The 16,639-nt window shown below is 71.8% G+C and carries 18 protein-coding genes; 6 read left to right on the top strand and 12 right to left on the bottom strand.

Annotated features, from left to right (window positions below):
* Nucleotides 1–19 precede the first annotated feature (19 nt).
* Nucleotides 20–1,801 carry an ABC transporter ATP-binding protein gene (locus ABZX61_RS05710; RefSeq protein WP_355191794.1) on the bottom strand — a complete coding sequence of 594 codons (1,782 nt, stop codon included), beginning with the start codon at nucleotides 1,799–1,801 and terminating at the stop codon, nucleotides 20–22.
* A complete protein-coding gene (locus ABZX61_RS05705; RefSeq protein WP_355192696.1) occupies nucleotides 1,798–3,600 on the bottom strand; it encodes an ABC transporter ATP-binding protein in 1,803 nt (600 codons plus the stop codon). The genes ABZX61_RS05710 and ABZX61_RS05705 overlap by 4 nt, the downstream gene beginning before the upstream one ends.
* 116 nt (nucleotides 3,601–3,716) lie before the next feature.
* Here ABZX61_RS05705 and ABZX61_RS05700 point away from each other — a divergent pair, with 116 nt between their 5' ends.
* From ABZX61_RS05700 to ABZX61_RS05690, 3 genes are all read left to right on the top strand, one after another.
* On the top strand, nucleotides 3,717–4,346 hold the full coding sequence (locus ABZX61_RS05700; protein ID WP_350726251.1) for a TIGR03085 family metal-binding protein: 630 nt from the start codon (nucleotides 3,717–3,719) through the stop codon (nucleotides 4,344–4,346).
* Between the two features lie 128 nt (nucleotides 4,347–4,474).
* Complete coding sequence (locus ABZX61_RS05695) at nucleotides 4,475–4,690, top strand: hypothetical protein (protein ID WP_185079467.1); 216 nt, start codon at nucleotides 4,475–4,477, stop codon at nucleotides 4,688–4,690.
* Between the two features lie 62 nt (nucleotides 4,691–4,752).
* Complete coding sequence (locus ABZX61_RS05690; protein WP_355191792.1) at nucleotides 4,753–6,114, top strand: glutamine synthetase family protein; 1,362 nt, start codon at nucleotides 4,753–4,755, stop codon at nucleotides 6,112–6,114.
* A gap of 60 nt (nucleotides 6,115–6,174) precedes the next feature.
* Here ABZX61_RS05690 and hisF read toward each other — a convergent pair whose 3' ends face one another.
* Genes hisF through hisD form a run of 9 tightly spaced genes read right to left on the bottom strand, consistent with a single transcriptional unit; the run spans nucleotide 6,175 to nucleotide 12,200 of the window.
* On the bottom strand, nucleotides 6,175–6,936 hold the full coding sequence (gene hisF, locus ABZX61_RS05685; protein ID WP_355191790.1) for an imidazole glycerol phosphate synthase subunit HisF: 762 nt from the start codon (nucleotides 6,934–6,936) through the stop codon (nucleotides 6,175–6,177).
* The gene (locus ABZX61_RS05680) at nucleotides 6,933–7,343 is read right to left on the bottom strand and encodes a Rid family hydrolase (RefSeq protein ID WP_355191788.1); all 411 of its coding nucleotides are present in this window, start codon (nucleotides 7,341–7,343) and stop codon (nucleotides 6,933–6,935) included. The genes hisF and ABZX61_RS05680 overlap by 4 nt, the downstream gene beginning before the upstream one ends.
* A gap of 21 nt (nucleotides 7,344–7,364) precedes the next feature.
* Nucleotides 7,365–8,087, bottom strand: coding sequence for a bifunctional 1-(5-phosphoribosyl)-5-((5-phosphoribosylamino)methylideneamino)imidazole-4-carboxamide isomerase/phosphoribosylanthranilate isomerase PriA (gene priA, locus ABZX61_RS05675; protein WP_355191786.1), 723 nt, complete (start codon nucleotides 8,085–8,087; stop codon nucleotides 7,365–7,367).
* Nucleotides 8,088–8,417, bottom strand: coding sequence for a hypothetical protein (locus ABZX61_RS05670; protein WP_355191784.1), 330 nt, complete (start codon nucleotides 8,415–8,417; stop codon nucleotides 8,088–8,090).
* Between the two features lie 28 nt (nucleotides 8,418–8,445).
* Nucleotides 8,446–9,084: an imidazole glycerol phosphate synthase subunit HisH gene (gene hisH, locus ABZX61_RS05665; protein WP_350726239.1), complete on the bottom strand. Its 639-nt coding sequence runs from the start codon at nucleotides 9,082–9,084 to the stop codon at nucleotides 8,446–8,448.
* On the bottom strand, nucleotides 9,075–9,230 hold the full coding sequence (locus tag ABZX61_RS05660; protein ID WP_350726237.1) for a hypothetical protein: 156 nt from the start codon (nucleotides 9,228–9,230) through the stop codon (nucleotides 9,075–9,077). The genes hisH and ABZX61_RS05660 overlap by 10 nt, the downstream gene beginning before the upstream one ends.
* Nucleotides 9,227–9,820 (bottom strand): imidazoleglycerol-phosphate dehydratase HisB, encoded by a 594-nt coding sequence (gene hisB, locus ABZX61_RS05655; RefSeq protein WP_350726235.1) that lies wholly within the window; start codon nucleotides 9,818–9,820, stop codon nucleotides 9,227–9,229. The genes ABZX61_RS05660 and hisB overlap by 4 nt, the downstream gene beginning before the upstream one ends.
* A complete protein-coding gene (locus ABZX61_RS05650; protein WP_355191781.1) occupies nucleotides 9,817–10,887 on the bottom strand; it encodes a histidinol-phosphate transaminase in 1,071 nt (356 codons plus the stop codon). Before ABZX61_RS05650 ends, hisB begins: the two co-directional genes overlap by 4 nt.
* Nucleotides 10,884–12,200, bottom strand: a complete 1,317-nt coding sequence (gene hisD, locus ABZX61_RS05645) for a histidinol dehydrogenase (RefSeq protein ID WP_350726231.1) — start codon at nucleotides 12,198–12,200, stop codon at nucleotides 10,884–10,886. The genes ABZX61_RS05650 and hisD overlap by 4 nt, the downstream gene beginning before the upstream one ends.
* Nucleotides 12,201–12,587: 387 nt before the next feature.
* Between hisD and ABZX61_RS05640 the strand changes: the two genes are divergently transcribed.
* From ABZX61_RS05640 to ABZX61_RS05630, 3 genes are all read left to right on the top strand, one after another.
* The gene (locus ABZX61_RS05640; RefSeq protein WP_350726229.1) at nucleotides 12,588–12,782 is read left to right on the top strand and encodes a hypothetical protein; all 195 of its coding nucleotides are present in this window, start codon (nucleotides 12,588–12,590) and stop codon (nucleotides 12,780–12,782) included.
* Nucleotides 12,783–12,830: 48 nt separating this feature from the next.
* Nucleotides 12,831–13,841, top strand: a complete 1,011-nt coding sequence (ligD, locus tag ABZX61_RS05635) for a non-homologous end-joining DNA ligase (RefSeq protein WP_355191779.1) — start codon at nucleotides 12,831–12,833, stop codon at nucleotides 13,839–13,841.
* 114 nt (nucleotides 13,842–13,955) lie between these two features.
* A complete protein-coding gene (locus ABZX61_RS05630) occupies nucleotides 13,956–15,437 on the top strand; it encodes a trypsin-like serine protease (RefSeq protein WP_355191777.1) in 1,482 nt (493 codons plus the stop codon).
* Nucleotides 15,438–15,462: 25 nt separating this feature from the next.
* On the opposite strand, the gene ABZX61_RS05625 is transcribed toward ABZX61_RS05630, so the two are convergent.
* Nucleotides 15,463–16,587 carry an MFS transporter gene (locus ABZX61_RS05625; protein ID WP_350726223.1) on the bottom strand — a complete coding sequence of 375 codons (1,125 nt, stop codon included), beginning with the start codon at nucleotides 16,585–16,587 and terminating at the stop codon, nucleotides 15,463–15,465.
* Nucleotides 16,588–16,639 lie beyond the last annotated feature (52 nt).

Below are 16,639 nucleotides of genomic sequence, written 5' to 3'. Positions count from 1 at the left end.
GCAGGTACGTCACGTCCGGTCAGGAGCGGGCCGCGGAGATCCACGACGCGTGCAGGTCGGCGTACACGCCCGGCTCCCCCACCAGCTCGGCGTGCGGGCCGCGCTGCACCAGGCGGCCCGCGTCGAAGACCAGGATCTCGTCGGCGTTCTCCGCCGTCGAGAGGCGGTGCGCGATCGAGACGGCCGTACGGCCCCGCGTCACGCCCTCCAGCGCCCGCGCCAGCCGTACCTCCGTGGCCGGGTCCACCGCCGAGGTGGCCTCGTCCAGCAGGAGCAGGTCGGGGTCGGCCAGGTACGCCCGCGCCAGGGCGACGAGCTGCCGCTCACCCGCGGAGAGGGACTCGCCGCGCTGGCCCACGGGGGTGTCCAGTCCGGCGGGCAGGCCCTCCAGCCAGTCGGCCAGGCCCAGCTCGGTCATCGCGAGCCGGATCTCCTCGGCGGTGGCCGACGGCTTGCCGTAGCGGACGTTCTCCTCCAGCGTCCCGTCGAACAGGAAGCCGTCCTGCGGCACCATGACGATCCGCTCGCGCAGCGAGGAGAAGCGGACGTCGCGCAGGTCGTGGCCGTCCACCGTGACGCGGCCCGCGGCCGGGTCCATGAGGCGGGTCAGGAGCTTGGCGAACGTGGTCTTGCCCGACCCCGTCTCCCCCACCACCGCGACCCGCGAGCGCGGCGGGATGTCCACCGTGATCTCGCGCAGCACGGGCGCGCCGCCGGGATAGGAGAAGTGCACGTTCTCGAAGGCGACCGAGATGGGGCCGCGGGGCAGCGTCACGCCCTGGTCGCCGGGGTCGGCCACGTCGGCCGGCGTGTCGAGCACGCCCAGGATGCGGCGCCAGCCGGCGATGGCGTTCTGGGCCTCGTTCAGCACCTCGGTGGCCGTCTGCAGCGGCGAGACGAACAGGGTGACCAGGAACAGGAACGCCACCAGCTGCCCCTGCGTGATGTCGCCCGACAGGCCGAGCCGCACGCCGAGCAGCACGATCGCGCCGATGGCGACGGCGGCCACGATCTCGGTCAGGGGGAAGACGAAGCCGACGATGGTCTGCGCCCTGATCTGGGCGCGGCGGTTGGCGTTCACGGCGGTGTCGATGCGCTCGGCGGTGCGGCGCTCGGAGGCGTACGCCCTGATGACGGTGGCCCCGACGACGGACTCGCTGACCGCCGCCAGCATGTCGCCGGTGCGCTCGCGCACGATCGTGTACGCCCGCGACAGCAGCCGCTGGAAGCGCGGCAGCGCGATCATCAGCGGGATGAAGCACGCCCAGACGAGCAGGGTGAGCTGCCAGGAGTAGACGAACATGAGCACGGTCGCCACGAACAGCTGCCCGAACGCCACGATGATCATCAGCCCGCCCCACTGCATGAACGCGCTGATCTGGTCGATGTCGTTGGTGACGCGCGAGACCAGGGAGCCGCGCCGCTCGGTGTTCTGGGTGAGCACCGACAGGTCGTGCACGTGGCGGAAGCCGCGCACGCGCAGGGTCGCCAGGGACGACTCGGTGGCCTTGTAGAGGCGGACGTTCATGATGTACGCGGCCAGGGCCGTGAGCAGCACCGCGGCCGCGCAGATAAGAACAGCCTTGGTGATGTACGGAATGTCCGGCGAGCCGCCCTTGAGCCCCGTGTCGATCGTCTGCTGGACCGCGATCGGCACGATGATCTTGCCGATGGTCGCGATGACGGCCAGCGCCAGCGTGCCCGCCAGCCCCTTGCGGAACTCGGGCGTGAGCGAGAGCCCATGCCGGATCGTGGCCAGCGCGGAACGTTCAGAGTTGCCCTGGATGCTCTGCGCCGTCATGCGCTGACCCCTTCTTCTTCTTCTGCCTGCAGGTCGATGGCGGCGCGCTCGGCTTCCTCGCGCTCGTAGGCGGTCACCAGGTTGCGGTAGCCCTCGCAGCGCTCCAGCAGCTCCTCGTGCGAGCCCCGGTCCACGACCCGGCCGTGGTCGAGGAAGACCACCTCGTCGGCCAGGGCGATCGTGGCCATCCGGTAGGCGACGACCACGACGGTCGAGGACTCGGCCGCGTCCCGCAGCCCGTACAGGATCCTGGCCTCGACCTGCGGGTCCACGCTGGAGGTGGCATCGTCGAGGATGAGCAGGCGGGGCCGGCGCACGACCGCGCGGGCCAGCGCGAGGCGCTGGCGCTGGCCGCCGGACAGCGTCGCGCCGCGCTCGCCGACCCGCGTGTCGAGCCCGTCGGCGAGCCTGGCCACGAACCCGTCGGCCTGGGCCAGCCGCAGGGCGGCCCACACGTCCTCGTCGCCCGCCTCCAGCCCGAGCGCGATGTTGCCGCGCACGCTGTCGTCGAACAGAAACGTCTGCTGCGGCACCAGCGCCACCGACTCGGCGATGCCGCCGTAGGCCAGCTCGCGCAGGTCCACGCCGTCGAGCAGCACCTGTCCCGTGCCGGGATCCACGAGCCGGACGAGCAGCTGCACGAGCGTGGACTTGCCCGAACCGGTGGGCCCGACCAGCGCGACGGTACGGCCGGCGGGCACGTCGAAGGTGACGTCGTGGAGCACCTGGGCCTCGCCGTAGGCGTACGAGACGCCGGAGATCTCCAGCGCGGCGGGGGTGGAGGCGGTCGTGGCGGCGGCCGTGGCGGCGACGCCGCCGTACTCCATGGAGCCGGTGGCCTCCAGCACGGCCTGCACCCGCTGCCAGCCGACGACGCTGCGCGGCAGCTCGGCCAGCACCCAGCCGAGCGCCCTGATCGGGAAGGACAGCAGCGTGAACAGGTACGCCACCTGCACCAGGTCGCCGGAGTCGATCGCACCGGCGGACAGCCGCGCCGCGCCGACGGCGAGCACCGCGAGCACGCCGATCGTGGGCAGCGCCTCCAGCAGCGGGTCGAACAGCCCGCGCACGCGCCCGACCGCGATGTTGGCGTCGCGCAGCTCGTGGGCGCGCCGCCGGAACCGGTCGGTCTCCAGCTCCTCCCGGCCGAGCGTCTTGACGACGAGCGCGCCGTCGAAGCTCTCGTGCGCGATCTCGCTGACCTCGGCGCGCAGCTGCTGCGCGCGGGTGGCCAGCGGGCTGAGCTTGCGCTGATAAATCAGGTTAAGTACGGCGATCGCCGGAAAAATCAAGAAACCCACCAGCGCGAGCACGAGATCCGTGAACAGCATCGCGATCGCCGCGGTGAACAGCATGACGATCACGCCCACGGCCATCGGCAGCGGCGCGAGCGGCGCCCAGGCGGCCTCGGCGTCGGCGCTGGCGTTCGACAGGAGCTGCCCGGTCGGGTGCTGGTGGTGCCAGGACAGCGGCAGCCTCAGGTACTGCTTGGTCACGTCCCTGCGCGACCTGGCCTGCATGCGGTACTGCATGACCCCCGCCAGGATGCGGCGCCCGGCCACGCCGATCGACTTGAGCAGCGCCGCCCCGACGATGAGGAGCACTCCCGTCCACAGCGCCCCCGAAGCGATGCGGCCCGACCCGAAGGCCGGCAGCACCACGTTCTGCGTCGCCCAGCCCAGCGCCCACGCGGACGCGACGGTCATGCCGCCGTAGACCGCGCTGGCCAGCACCGCCAGCGCGAAAACTGCCTTCTCCGTCTGAATGGCCACCCCAAGGACACGCAGCCCTTGACGCATCACGGCCGAGGTGACCTTGGTCGCCACGCGGCACGTTCCCCTTCCAATCCGACATATCTGCCTAAGTCACTATCACTTCAGATATGCACGTTATTCCCACCGGTAGGGTTGACCACGTGACGTACGCTCGCGACGAACGCTCCGCGCTCTGCGACCTGTTCGACCGCCTCGGCCCCGACGCCCCCACGCTCTGCACGGGCTGGACGACCTATGATCTGGCCGCCCACCTCGCGCTGCGCGAGCGCAGGCCCGACGCGATGGGCGGCATCGCGCTCAAGCCCCTCGCCGGCTACACCGCCTCGGTCCAGAACGGCCTCAAAGCCAAGCACCCCTTCCCCGAGCTGGTCGGCCTGGTGCGCGAGCCGGGCGGCGTCTACGGGCTGCTGCCCTTCCTCGACGACGCCGTCAACACGCTGGAGTTCTTCGTCCACCACGAGGACGTCCGCCGCGCCCAGCCGTCATGGGAGCCCCGCGAGCTGTCCGACGACCTCGAACGGCTCATCTGGAAGCGGGTCGCCAGCGGGGCCCGGCTGATGCTGCGCAAGGCGCCGGTCGGCGTGGTGCTGCACCGGCTCGGCGGCGGCGTGGCGCTCGGCGGCCCCCGCGGAGGCGCGCGGGTCGAGGTCACCGGCCGGGCGGCCGAGCTGCTCATGTTCTGCTTCGGGCGGCAGCGGCACACCAGGGTGGAGCTGACCGGCGACCCCGAGGACGTCGAACGACTGCGCGACGCCTCCCTCGGCGTCTGAGCGATCCGGACGACCTATCACGGAAATCCCGGTGAACAAGGGGTTCACGCCAGACCTTCTGCGCTTACCATTGGCTCAGTAAGGAAGCCCCCCGGTTAGGATCATGTACATCTTCACAGAAGATGCCGATGATCGCCCAGATCCGGGTATATACGGCTGGGAATGGACTGCAGGAGGCCCCCATGCAGGTCAAGAAGGTGATCACCTACGTGGCTGTCGCGTTCGTGGTGTTCTACCTGTTCACCAAGCCGACCCAGGCTGCGGCGGCGGTCAACGGAGTGTTTGAAGGAATCCTTCACGGAGCAGACCAATTGGCTGTGTTCTTCACAAATGTTCTGACCTGACGCGAGGCTTCTGTCTGCGCCAGATGCTTCCCCGCGCTGCCGGATCGTGTTACGCAGGCAGGATGAGAGATCGCCCGAGCGGCACAAAGATCAATCAGCTCGATCCCAACGCGCGGCGGATCCTCGAGCGAACCGAGCTCGAGGGAATCGAGCTGATCCGTTTTCTGTACGCCGACCACGGTGGCGTGATCCGGGGCAAGGCCGCGTCCCGGTCGAGGTTGGCGGAACGGCTCAGCACGGGCATCGGGCACACGGTGGCCATGATGGCGATGAACATGCTCGACCAGCTCCAGGAGGTCGAGCACATGGGTCCGGTGGGCGAGGTACGCATTGTCCCCGACCCCGCCACCTACGTCCCGTTGCCCCATGCGCCGGGCGCGGCGGCGATGCTGTCCGACCTGCGCCTGCCGGACGGCTCGCCGTGGGGGGCCTGCGCGCGCACCTTCCTCAAGGAGGCCATCGCCGAGCTCGCCACCGAGGGCTACACGCTGGTCGCGGCGTTCGAGCCGGAGTTCACGCTCGGCCGCCGCCTGCCCGACCCGGCCGGCGGCCCCGACCGGCTGATCCCGCTCGACGACTCGCTGTGCTACGCCAACGCCGGGTTCGACACGGCCCACGACTACACGATCAAGCTCATCCACGCCCTGGAGACGCAGGGGCTGCGGGTCGAGCACTACCATCCCGAGCTGGGGCCCGGCCAGCAGGAGCTGTCCGTGCGCCACGCGCCCGCGCTGCGCGCCGCCGACAACCACGTCCTCTACCGCGAGACCGTGCGCGGCACGGCGATGCGCATGCAGATGTGGGCCACGCTGGCCCCCAAGCCGCTGGCCGACCAGGCGGGCAACGGCGCGCACCTGCATCTGTCCCTGTGGAGCGACAACCGTAACGTCTTCGCCGAGGACGGCGAGGTGCGCGACGGGTTCATCGGCGGCCTGATGGCCCACCTGCCCGGCCTGACGGCGCTCACGTGCGGGAGCGTCAACAGCTTCCGGCGGCTGGCGCCCCGCACGTGGGCGAGCGCGTACGCCGTCCACGGGCCCGACAACCGCGAGGCCGCGGTACGCGTGTGCTCCCCGCTCGGCGAGAGCGGCGAGCCCAACCTGGAGCTCAAACCCTCCGACTCCTCCGCCAACCCCTACCTGGCGCTCGGGGCCGTCATCCACGCCGGCCTGGACGGCATCCGGCGCAAGCTGGACCCGGGACCCGCCGTGGACGTGGACCCGGACACCCGGCCCGGCCAGTACACCCGCCTGCCCGCGTCGCTGGACGAGGCGCTGGACGCGCTGGAGGCCGACGAGGTGCTCATGGAGGCGCTGGGGCCGCTGCGGCGCAGCGCGTACCTGGCGGTCAAGCGCTCGGAGGCGGCGGCATTCGCCGCGAAGGACGTCGCGTACGAGCTGTTCCACCACCTGCGGGTCTTCTGACGGACGCGCGCAGGCGGGCCTCGCGACCCGCCCGCACGCGGTGACACCCGCCCCGGCGGGCTAGCGGACCGGGTGGCCCGCCATCCGGAGCGTGTCCTTGACCTCGGAGATCTTGAGCGTGCCGAAGTGGAACACCGACGCCGCGAGCACGGCGTCGGCGCCCGCCGCCACCGCCGGAGGGAAGTCCTCCAGCCGGCCGGCGCCGCCACTGGCGATCACCGGCACCCGCACCGCGGCGCGGACCGCGCGCAGCATCTCCAGGTCGTAGCCGTCGAGCGTGCCGTCACCGTCCATCGAGTTGAGCAGGATCTCCCCCACTCCGAGCTCCTCGCCGCGGGCCGCCCACTCCACCGCGTCGATCCCGGTGCCGCGGCGACCGCCGTGCGTGGTCACCTCGAACCCGCTGGGGGTGCCGGGCGCGCGGCGGGCGTCCACGGACAGCACGACGCACTGGGCGCCGAACCGCCGGGACGCCTCCGTGAGCAGCTCGGGCCGGGCGATGGCCGCCGTGTTGAGCGACACCTTGTCGGCCCCGGCCCGCAGCAGGCGGTTGACGTCCTCGACCGAACGCACGCCGCCGCCGACGGTGAGCGGGATGAACACCTGCTCGGCGGTCCTGCGCACCACGTCGAGCATGGTCTCCCGCTCGCCGGACGACGCGGTGATGTCGAGGAAGGTCAGCTCGTCGGCGCCCTCCTCGTCATAGCGCCTGGCCAGCTCGACCGGGTCGCCCGCGTCGCGGAGGTTCTCGAAGTTGATGCCCTTGACCACGCGGCCGGCGTCCACGTCGAGACAGGGGATGACTCTTACGGCTACGGTCATGCTCGGTGTGCCTCGATTTCGATCTCGACCAGCATTCTCGGGTCGACCAGCCCGGCCACCCTCACTCCGGTGCAGGCGGGACGCACCTTGCCGAAGACCTCGCCGATGGCCTGCCCGACGAGGTCGAAGTGGCGCTGCTCCACCACATAGTAACGGACCATGACCACGTCCTCGCTGGTCAGACCGCCCATCAGGACGGCCTCCAGCGCGATGTCGATCGCGGTCAGGCTCTGTCTGTAGGCGTCGCCGACATGGCGCACCTCTCCGTCGACCGTGGCGGTGCAGCCGGACACGATCACCCGGTCACCCGCCACGACGGCACGGGCATAGCCGTACCGCTCCTCCCAGATGCCGCCGGAAAACACCCTGCGACCGGTGCTTTCCATACCAAAGATGCTGACGCTCATCTCGCCCCCTCCCGGCAAGAGCTACACACGTACTGCGGCTAGCGCGTTTTCCAGTGTGAACGCGTGAGCGTAGAGGGCGCTGCCCACGATGGCCCCCTCAAGGCCGTCGGGGACGAGGGACGCGAGTGCGACCAGGTCATCCAGAGACGAGACACCGCCGCTGGCCACGACGGGCCTGTCGGTGCGGGCGCAGATCCGGCGGTAGAGGTCGAGGTTGGGGCCCTGGAGCATGCCGTCCTTGGTCACGTCGGTGACGACGTAGCGGGGGCAGCCGTCGGACTCGAGCCGGTCGAGGGCCTCCCAGAGGTCTCCGCCTTCCTCGGTCCAGCCACGGGCCGCCAGCGTGGTGCCGCGCACGTCGAGCCCCACCGCGACCTTGTCACCGTGCTCGGCGATGACCTTCCGGCACCAGTCGGGCTTCTCCAGCGCGGCGGTGCCGATGTTGACCCGGCGGCAGCCGGTGGCCAGCGCGGCGGCCAGGGAGTCGTCGTCGCGGATGCCGCCGGACAGCTCAACGTTCACGTCGAGCCGCCCGATGACGTCGGCGATCAGCTCCCGGTTGGTGCCCCGGCCGAACGCGGCGTCGAGATCGACCATATGGATCCACTCGGCGCCCGCCTTCTGCCAGGCCAGCGCGGCGGCCAGCGGCTCGCCGTAGCCTTTCTCCGTCCCGGCCACACCCTGCACCAGTTGCACCGCCTGGCCGTCGATCACATCTACAGCGGGCAGCAATACGAGCGACATTCAGATCCTCCGGTCGAAAGCGAGGGTCACGACAACGGGCACCAGCAGCAGGGAGAAGACCAGGACGGCGAGGCTGAGCGGGAGCGAGCCCCACAGCAGCCACACGATGGCCTGGACGAACAGGAAGCCCAGCGCGACCACGATGTTCTGGGCGCGGTGGCGGCGGGCGATCAGGCCGCCCTGGCGGTAGAACCGCACCGGGCGCGGGGTCAGCCGGGCCAGGAGGGCGCGGCGGCGGGCCCGGCGCGCCTGCCGCTCCTCGTTGGCCCGGATCGCGCGCGCCCGCTCCGCCTCCCGCTCGGCCCTGCGGCGCGCGCGTTCCTTGCTCATGAGAGCCTGGATCGGGTGATCGGCGCGCTCACAGCGTGCCGAGCCAGTTCTTCAGCAGCACGGCTCCGGCGTCGCCGGACTTCTCGGGGTGGAACTGGGTGGCCTTGAGCGGGCCGTTCTCGACGGCCGCCACGAACGGGACGCCATGCTCGGCCCAGGTGACCAGCGGCTCCGCGAACCCCTCGCCGGCGTGCAGCTCCCACTCGCGCACCCCGTACGAGTGCACGAAGTAGAAGCGGGTCGCGGCGTCGAGCCCGGCGAACAGCACGCTGTCGGCGGGCGCCTTGACCGTGTTCCACCCCATGTGGGGCAGCACGGGCGCCTCCAGCCGCTCCACCGTGCCCGGCCACTCGGCGCAGCCCTCGGTCTCCACGCCGTGCTCGACGCCCCGGGCGAACAGGATCTGCATGCCCACGCAGATGCCCAGCACCGGACGCCCGCCGGACAGGCGCCGCCCGATGATCCGCTCGCCGCGCACGCTCTTGAGCCCGGTCATGCACGCCTCGAAAGCGCCGACGCCCGGCACCACCAGCCCGTCGGCGTCCATGGCGGCGTCGAAGTCGGACGTGACGGTCACGTCGGCGCCGACCCTGGCCAGCGCCCGCTCGGCCGAGCGCAGGTTGCCCGACCCGTAGTCGAGCACCACGACCTTCTTGCCTACCACCACAGCACCCCCGCCGTGATCGCCATCGCCGCGCCCAGCGCGCAGACGGCCGCACCGATCTTCAGCCCCTGCTTGGCCAGCGAGAACACGCCGCCGATCAGGAACAGCCCGATGAACACCATCGCGATGGCGATGGTGTTCTCGGTCATAGGACGCCCTTGGTGCTCGGCACGCCCGTGGCGCGCGGGTCGAGCTCGGACGCCTCGCGCAGCGCCCGGGCCAGGGCCTTGAACTGGGCCTCCACGATGTGGTGGGCGTTGCGGCCGTAGGGCACGTGGACGTGCAGGCAGATCGCGGCCTGCGCGACGAGCGACTCCAGGATGTGGCGGGTCATCGTCGTGTCGTACTCGGGGCCGATCATCGGCGCCATGCCCTCGGGCTCGGAGTGCACGAGATAGGGGCGCCCGGACAGGTCGACGGTGACCTGGGCGAGCGACTCGTCCAGCGGGCACGACGCGCTGCCGAACCTCCTGATGCCCGACTTGTCGCCCAGCGCCTCGCGGAACGCCGCGCCCAGCGCGAGCGCGGTGTCCTCGATCGTGTGGTGGGAGTCGATGTGCAGGTCGCCCTCGGTCTTGACCGTCAGGTCGAACAGCCCGTGCTTGCCCAGCTGGGCCAGCATGTGGTCGAAGAAGCCGACCCCGGTGGCCACCTCGACCCGGCCGGTGCCGTCGAGGCCGACCTCCACCAGGACCGAGGTCTCCTTCGTAACGCGCTCGACGCGGCCTACGCGACTCACAAGACTCCTTCCAGGGCGGCGCGGAAGGCCGCCATCTCCTCACCGGTGCCGATCGACACCCGCAGCCATTGTGGCGGGCCCACCTCGCGGATGAGCACCCCGCGCTCCAGCAGCCCCTCCCACACCTTGCGCCGGTCGGGGAAGCGCCCGAACAGCACGAAGTTGGCGTCGGAGTCGGCCACGGCCAGGCCCTTGGAGCGCAGCCACGCGACCGTGTCGTCGCGCTCGCGCCGCAGCGCGTCGACCGTGCCCAGCAGCTCGGCACGGTGCCGCAGCGCCACGCGCGCCGCCGTCTGGGTGAGCGTGGACAGGTGGTACGGCAGGCGCACCAGCAGCAGCGCCTCCACCACGGCCGGGTGAGCGGCGAGGTAGCCGAGCCGGGTGCCCGCCATGGCGAACGCCTTGGACATCGTCCTGGTGACGATCAGCCTGGGGTGCTCGGGCAGCAGGGTGAGCGCCGACGGCGTGCCCTCGCGGGCGAACTCGGCGTAGGCCTCGTCGACCACGACCATGCCCCGGGTGCTGGCCAGGACGGCCTTGATGGTCTCGAGCGGCTGGGCGGTGCCGGTCGGGTTGTTGGGCGAGGCCAGGAACACGATATCGGGCTGGTGCTCCTCGATCGCCGCCGTCGCCTTGCCGGGGTCGATCGAGAAGTCGTCCTCGCGGCTGGCCGAGATCCACTCGGTGCTGGTGCCGCTGGTGATGATCGGGTGCATCGAGTACGAGGGCTCGAACCCGATGGCCGTGCGGCCGTGGCCGCCGAAGGCCTGCAAAATCTGCTGGAGCACCTCGTTGGAGCCGTTGGCGGCCCACACCTGCTCGGTGGTCAGGCCGTGGCCGAGGTAGCCGGCCAGGTCGGCGCGCAGGGCCGTGGCGTCCCTGTCGGGGTAGCGGTTGAGCTCTCCCGCGCTCTCCCGGACCGCCTCGGCCAGGTCGGCGACCAGCTCGGGCGAGGGCGGGTAGGGGTTTTCGTTGGTGTTGAGCCTGACGGGGACGTCGATCTGGGGCGCGCCGTACGGCGACTTACCCCGGAGGTCGTCTCGGATGGGCAGGTCGTCGAGGTTCACGCGGTCTCCGTGGGAATCTGCCAGTCGAATCGGGCGCGGATCGCGGCGCCGTGGGCCGGAAGGTCCTCGGCGTCCGCCAGGACCGACACGTGGGCCGCCGCGTCGGCGAGAGCGTCGCGGGTGTAGTCGACGACGTGGATGCCGCGCAGGAACGACTGCACCGACAGGCCGCTGGAGTGGCAGGCGCAGCCGCCCGTGGGCAGCACGTGGTTGGACCCGGCGAGGTAGTCGCCGAGCGACACGGGAGCGTACGGGCCCACGAAGATGGCCCCGGCGTTCCGGATTCTTCCGGCTATCTCCGCGGCGTTCGCGGTGTGGATCTCCAGGTGCTCGGCGGCGTAGGCGTCCACGACCTTGATGCCGTCGTCGATGGAGCCGACCAGCACGATGCCCGACTGCCTGCCGCCCAGCGCCTCGGCGATGCGCTCGGAGTGCCTGGTCGCCGACACCTGGCCCGGCAGCTCCTTCTCGACCGCGTCGGCCAGCTCGACGCTGGTGGTGACCAGCACGGCGGCGGCGATCGGGTCGTGCTCGGCCTGGCTGATCAGGTCGGCGGCCACGTGGACCGGGTCGGCCGTCTCGTCGGCCAGGACGGCGATCTCGGTCGGGCCCGCCTCGGAGTCGATGCCGATGCGCCCCTTGAGCAGCCGCTTGGCCGCCGCCACCCAGATGTTGCCCGGACCGGTCACCATCGTGGCGGGCGGGCACTCCTCCGTGCCGTAGGCGAACATGGCCACCGCCTGCGCCCCGCCCACCGAATAGACCTCGTCCACGCCGAGCAGCGCGCACGCGGCCAGGATCGTGGGGTGCGGCAGCCCGCCGTACTCCTTCTGCGGCGGGCTGGTCACGGCCAGCGAGCCGACGCCGGCCTCCTGCGCCGGGACGACGTTCATGACCACGCTGGAGGGGTAGACCGCGCGGCCGCCGGGGACGTAGAGGCCCACCCGGTCGACCGGCACCCACCGCTCGGTCACGGTGCCACCGGGCACGACCTGGGTGGTGACGTCGGTGCGCCGCTGGTCGCGGTGGACCAGCCTGGCCCGCCTGATCGACTCCTCCAGCGCCGCCCTGACCTCGGGGGCGAGCTCGCGCAGGGCCCGGTCGATGGCCTCGGCGGAGACGCGGGTGGAGGCGATCTCGACGCCGTCGAACCTGGCGGTCAGCTCCCGTACGGCTGCCGCCCCGCGATGGCGCACGTCGTCGCAGATGGGCCGCACCTTCTCCAGGGCGGCCTCGACGTCGAGCTCGGCGCGGGGCAGCACGTCGCGCAGGTTCTCCGGAAGAGAACCACGCATGTCAATACGGGAAATCACCATCACAGTCTACGGAGTCCGGCCCCTAAATCAGGTTCTGTCCACCATCCGGGACGGCGTGCCGCCCCTCACCCGGCGGTGCGGAGGGCGGCCGCGGGCGACGCTCGCCGACGTCGCAGCCCGCAGCCGCCACAGCCCCGGACCGGGCCCGCCGGGGCATCGCCGTGGCCGTCGCGGGGGCATGGCCACGGCCGGGAAAGCCGAGAGCCGTCACCCCTGCCCGCCCCGAACCCCCCGATAACGCCGAACGCCCAAAAAGGCGCCAATTTCTCTTTACCCAAAGGTCGAGCGCCCATGTCCCGGAAAAGCCATCACCCCACCCGGCAAGGCCAGGTGCGTACTTTCCCATTACGTGTCCATTCTGTCCGCACCCCTACAGTTACCGGGGTGGGACAGTGGCGAGCCCCCGGCGGCATCCTGGTCGAGGCGATCATCTTGGACGATCGCCCGCTGCTGCGTGTCTCGCACCGGGTCAACGGCACGACGTACCTACAGGGCTACTGCGCCACCGTCGCCGAGCTCACCGCCCACGGCGTGGACCTGGCCGAGCTCGTCGAGGACACCGCGCTTGACCATCTGTAGACCCCGGCCCGCCACTGTCGATCAGCCCTCCGGGGTACGGCCTGCACCATGGTGCGGCTGCCGGCCTACGCGCCCATGCTGGCGCAGCTCGGCACCCTGACCTCCGTCCAGGGTGCGGACTGGGCCGTGGAGATGAAATGGGACGGCGTGCGCGCCCTCGCCTACCTCCAGGGCGGCGCCGTCCGCCTGATGTCGCGCAACGCCAAGGACATCACCCCCGCCTACCCCGAGCTCCAGCTCATGGCCGGCGCCACCGGCGGACACCCGGCCGTGATCGACGGGGAGATCGTGGCGTTCGACGAGACCGGGCGGCCCAGCTTCGAGGCGCTGCAGCCCCGGATGCACCAGCGCAACCCGGCGGCGGTGGCCGAACTGGCCAGGTCGGTGCCGGTGACGTTCATGGCGTTCGACATCCTGCACCTCGACGAGGACAGCACCGTCTCCCGCCCCTACAGCGCCCGCAGGGAATTGCTCGAGACCACGTTCACGCCCGGCTACCGCTGGGAGGTGCCCGTGTGGTTCGCCGACCACGCCGGGCTCGCGTTCGACTCCTCCCGGCAGCTCGGGCTCGAAGGGGTCGTGTGCAAGCGGATGGGCTCGCCGTACCGGCCCGGCCGGCGCAGCAGCGACTGGACGAAGGTCAAGAACGTCCGCACCGCCGAGGTCGTGATCGGCGGCTGGAAGCCGGGGGGCGGGCGGCGTTCGGGGATGATCGGGTCGCTGCTGCTGGGCGCCTACGACCAGCGGGGGCGGCTGCGGTTCGTGGGGCACGTCGGGACCGGGTTCACCGAGGCTATGCTGCGCGACCTGGGCGAACGCCTGGCGTCCCTGGAACGCGCCGGCCCGCCGTTCGACGAGCCGGTGCCGCGCGAGCACGCCAGGGACGCGCGCTGGGTGGAGCCGCGCCTGGTCGGGGAGGTGCAGTACGCCGAGGTCACCGGCGACAGCCGCCTGCGCCACCCGTCGTGGCGCGGGCTGCGGCCCGATCGCGAGCCGTCCGAGACCAGTACCGCCGACTTCCTGCCCCCCGGCCGCACCGGCGACGCCGCGGCCGGCTGAAGCCCGGCTGAGCCCCGGGACGCTATGGCGACACGGAGCGCCTAACTACGCTTCGTCTGCATTTCGTAACCTAGAGTGATCGAGACGTTGCCGATTTCACTCAAAGGGGACACCGTGCCGAAGGTCCTGGTCACCACGCTCACCACGCTGGCCGGCGTCGCGCTCGCGGTGCCCGCGACCGCCGGGCAGCAGCCCCCTTTGACGCCCGTCCAGGACCGCGCCTGGGAGGCCGCGTCGTCCCCGCTGATGCGCCCAGCCCGCGCCGTGCGCTACTGGACCGCGAGCAAGCAGGCCCAGGCCAACGCCACGGAGCTGCCCAAGAGCCTGAAAGCACGGGCCCAGGGCGTCATGGAGCTGCCCAAGAGCCTGGAGGCGCCGGGTCAGCTGCGCAGCGTGCCGGAGGGCAAACGGATCACCCCGGGCGGGGACGCCAACGGCTACGCCCCCATGCCCCGCCCCTACACCGCCGCCACCCAGAGCCGCGTCACCGGCCGGCTGTTCTACGTCAACTCCAGCGGGCTGGACGACTCCTGCAGCGCGTCCGTCGTGCGCTCGGCGGTCGGGCTGCTCATCGTCACCGCCGCCCACTGCGTGTACAGCGTGCCGCTGGGCGCGTCGGCCGGCCAGTGGCACACGAACTTCGCGTTCGTGCCCGCGTACGACGGGCAGGCCGCCGACGTGCGGGGCCGCGAGCCGTACGGGCGGTGGGGCGCCCGGCGGGCGTGGAAGCCCGACCCCTACACCGGCATGAGCGGCGGCGACTGGAACTCGCACTACGACATCGCCCTCATCGAGGTCGGCAGGAAGAGCCGCACGCTCCAGGACGCCGTCGGCGCCTTCACCCCGATCCGCAACCAGGGCGGCGCGTACACCGTCGCCACGACGGGCTACCCCGGCGTGGCCGGCAGGAAGCCGTACGACGGCCGGGAACAGCTCTGGTGCCTGGCCAAGACCGAGCCGGCCGGCGGCATCGCCGACACCGGCACCCTCTTCGCCTCCCGCATCACCGCCACGTCGGCCGGCGGACGCATGGAGACGCGCAACTGCCACCTGTTCAAGGGCCACAGCGGCGGCCCGTGGCTGCTCAGAGACACCGACGACCTGATGGGCGTGCTGTCGGCGGGCACGGAGGACGGCGGGGCTGACGGCTACTCCGTCGCGAACGCCCTCAACGCCGAGAGCTACGGCGCGATCATCAAGCAGGCCGACCCGCAGGGGGTGTACGACGCGCTGTCCATCAGCACCTCCGGCCCGCGCCGCGCGGTCAGGCGCGGCGGCGGCACCGCGAACGTCAGGGCCACCGTGACCATGCGCGGGCTGATGGGCGCCGCCCAGGTGCCCGTCACGTTCAACCTCCCGGCCGGTACGAGCCTGTCCTCGGTGAACGGCGCCTCGTGCAAGCGCTCGGGCAGGCAGGCCACCTGCACGATCGCCGCCATCCACCCCGAGCGCCCGGTCCAGCTCACGGCCCGCGTCCGCGTGACCCGCCGGGCCGCCCGCTACCCGCGCGTCACCGCGCACGTGGACTCGAGCCGCCTCGACACGAACCAGGTCGACAACACCAGCACCGTCGCCCTGTCCACCTACCGCCGCTGACCGGCGCGTCCCGGGCTGCGGGAGGTCAGGCGGCGGGCTCCAGCACCGGCTCCTTCAGCGTCCTGGCCAGCAGCCAGGCCAGGGCCGGGAAGACGATCAGGCACGCCAGCGCCGTCCGCAACGTGGTGGCCTCGGCGAGCGCGCCCACCAGCGGGCTGGCCAGGCCGCCCACGCTCACCGCGAGCCCCAGGGTCACGCCGCCGGCCGTGCCCACCCGGGTGGGCAGGAAGTCCTGGCCCAGCGTCACATGCAGCGAGAACGGCGCATACAGGGCGATCGACGAGGCCGCGACGAAGACGTACGCGACAGGTCCCGGCGCCAGCACCACCCCCGCTACCGCCGGGACCGCCAGCGCGTAGGCCAGGCGCATCGTCCGCATCCGCCCCCACCGGGCCGCCAGCCTGCCACCCAGCACGGTCCCCACCGCCCCGCCCGCGAACAGCACGAACAGCGCCACCGCGCCCGCCGCCCCGCCGCCCATGTAGAGCGCCACGAAGGCGCTCAGCCCGACGTACACGACCGAGCGGAAGACGATCACCAGCGTCAGCCTGACGAACGACGGCCAGTCGTCCCGGCCGGACACCGGGGCCGCGGCCCGCGCCGCCGGCCCTCCCCCGGCCAGCGCCCGGACCGCCGGGAGCGTCGCCACCGCCCCCAGCACCGCCGGCGCGGCCAGGAACGGCGAGGCGCCCAGCCCCCACCCCGCCAGCAACGGCGTCACCAGCACGGGAGCCGACGCGAACCCCAGCGTCCCGCCCAGCGAGAACCAGCTCATCCGCACGTGACTGCCCTCGCTCGCGATCCTGGCCAGCCGCGCGGACTCCGGATGGTAGGCCGCCACGCCGAGGCCGGACAGCGCCACGGCCAGCCAGGTCAGCACGTAGGAGTCCGTCACCCCGCCGAGCGCCACCCCGGCGCCCGCGACGAGCGTGCTCACCGGGATCAGCCACGGCATCCGCCACCTGTCCGTCAGCACCCCGAACACCGGCTGCACGACCGACGACAGCAGCGTCGCGGCCAGCACGATGCCGGACACGGCGACGTACCCGTAGCCGCGGCCGGCCACCAGGAAGGGCACGAGCGCGGGCACGGCGCCCTGGTAGAAGTCCACGGCCGCGTGGCCGGCGGCGAGCATGGGGGTCCTGTTCACCCCCCGATCCTTTCCCGATGGCGGCTGGCCCGCTTCCGATAAAATGCCAATT

It is taken from the genome of Nonomuraea sp. NPDC003709, from assembly GCF_040610775.1.
Taxonomy (GTDB): domain Bacteria; phylum Actinomycetota; class Actinomycetes; order Streptosporangiales; family Streptosporangiaceae; genus Nonomuraea; species Nonomuraea angiospora_A.
This window is presented reverse-complemented; position numbering and strand designations above follow the sequence as displayed.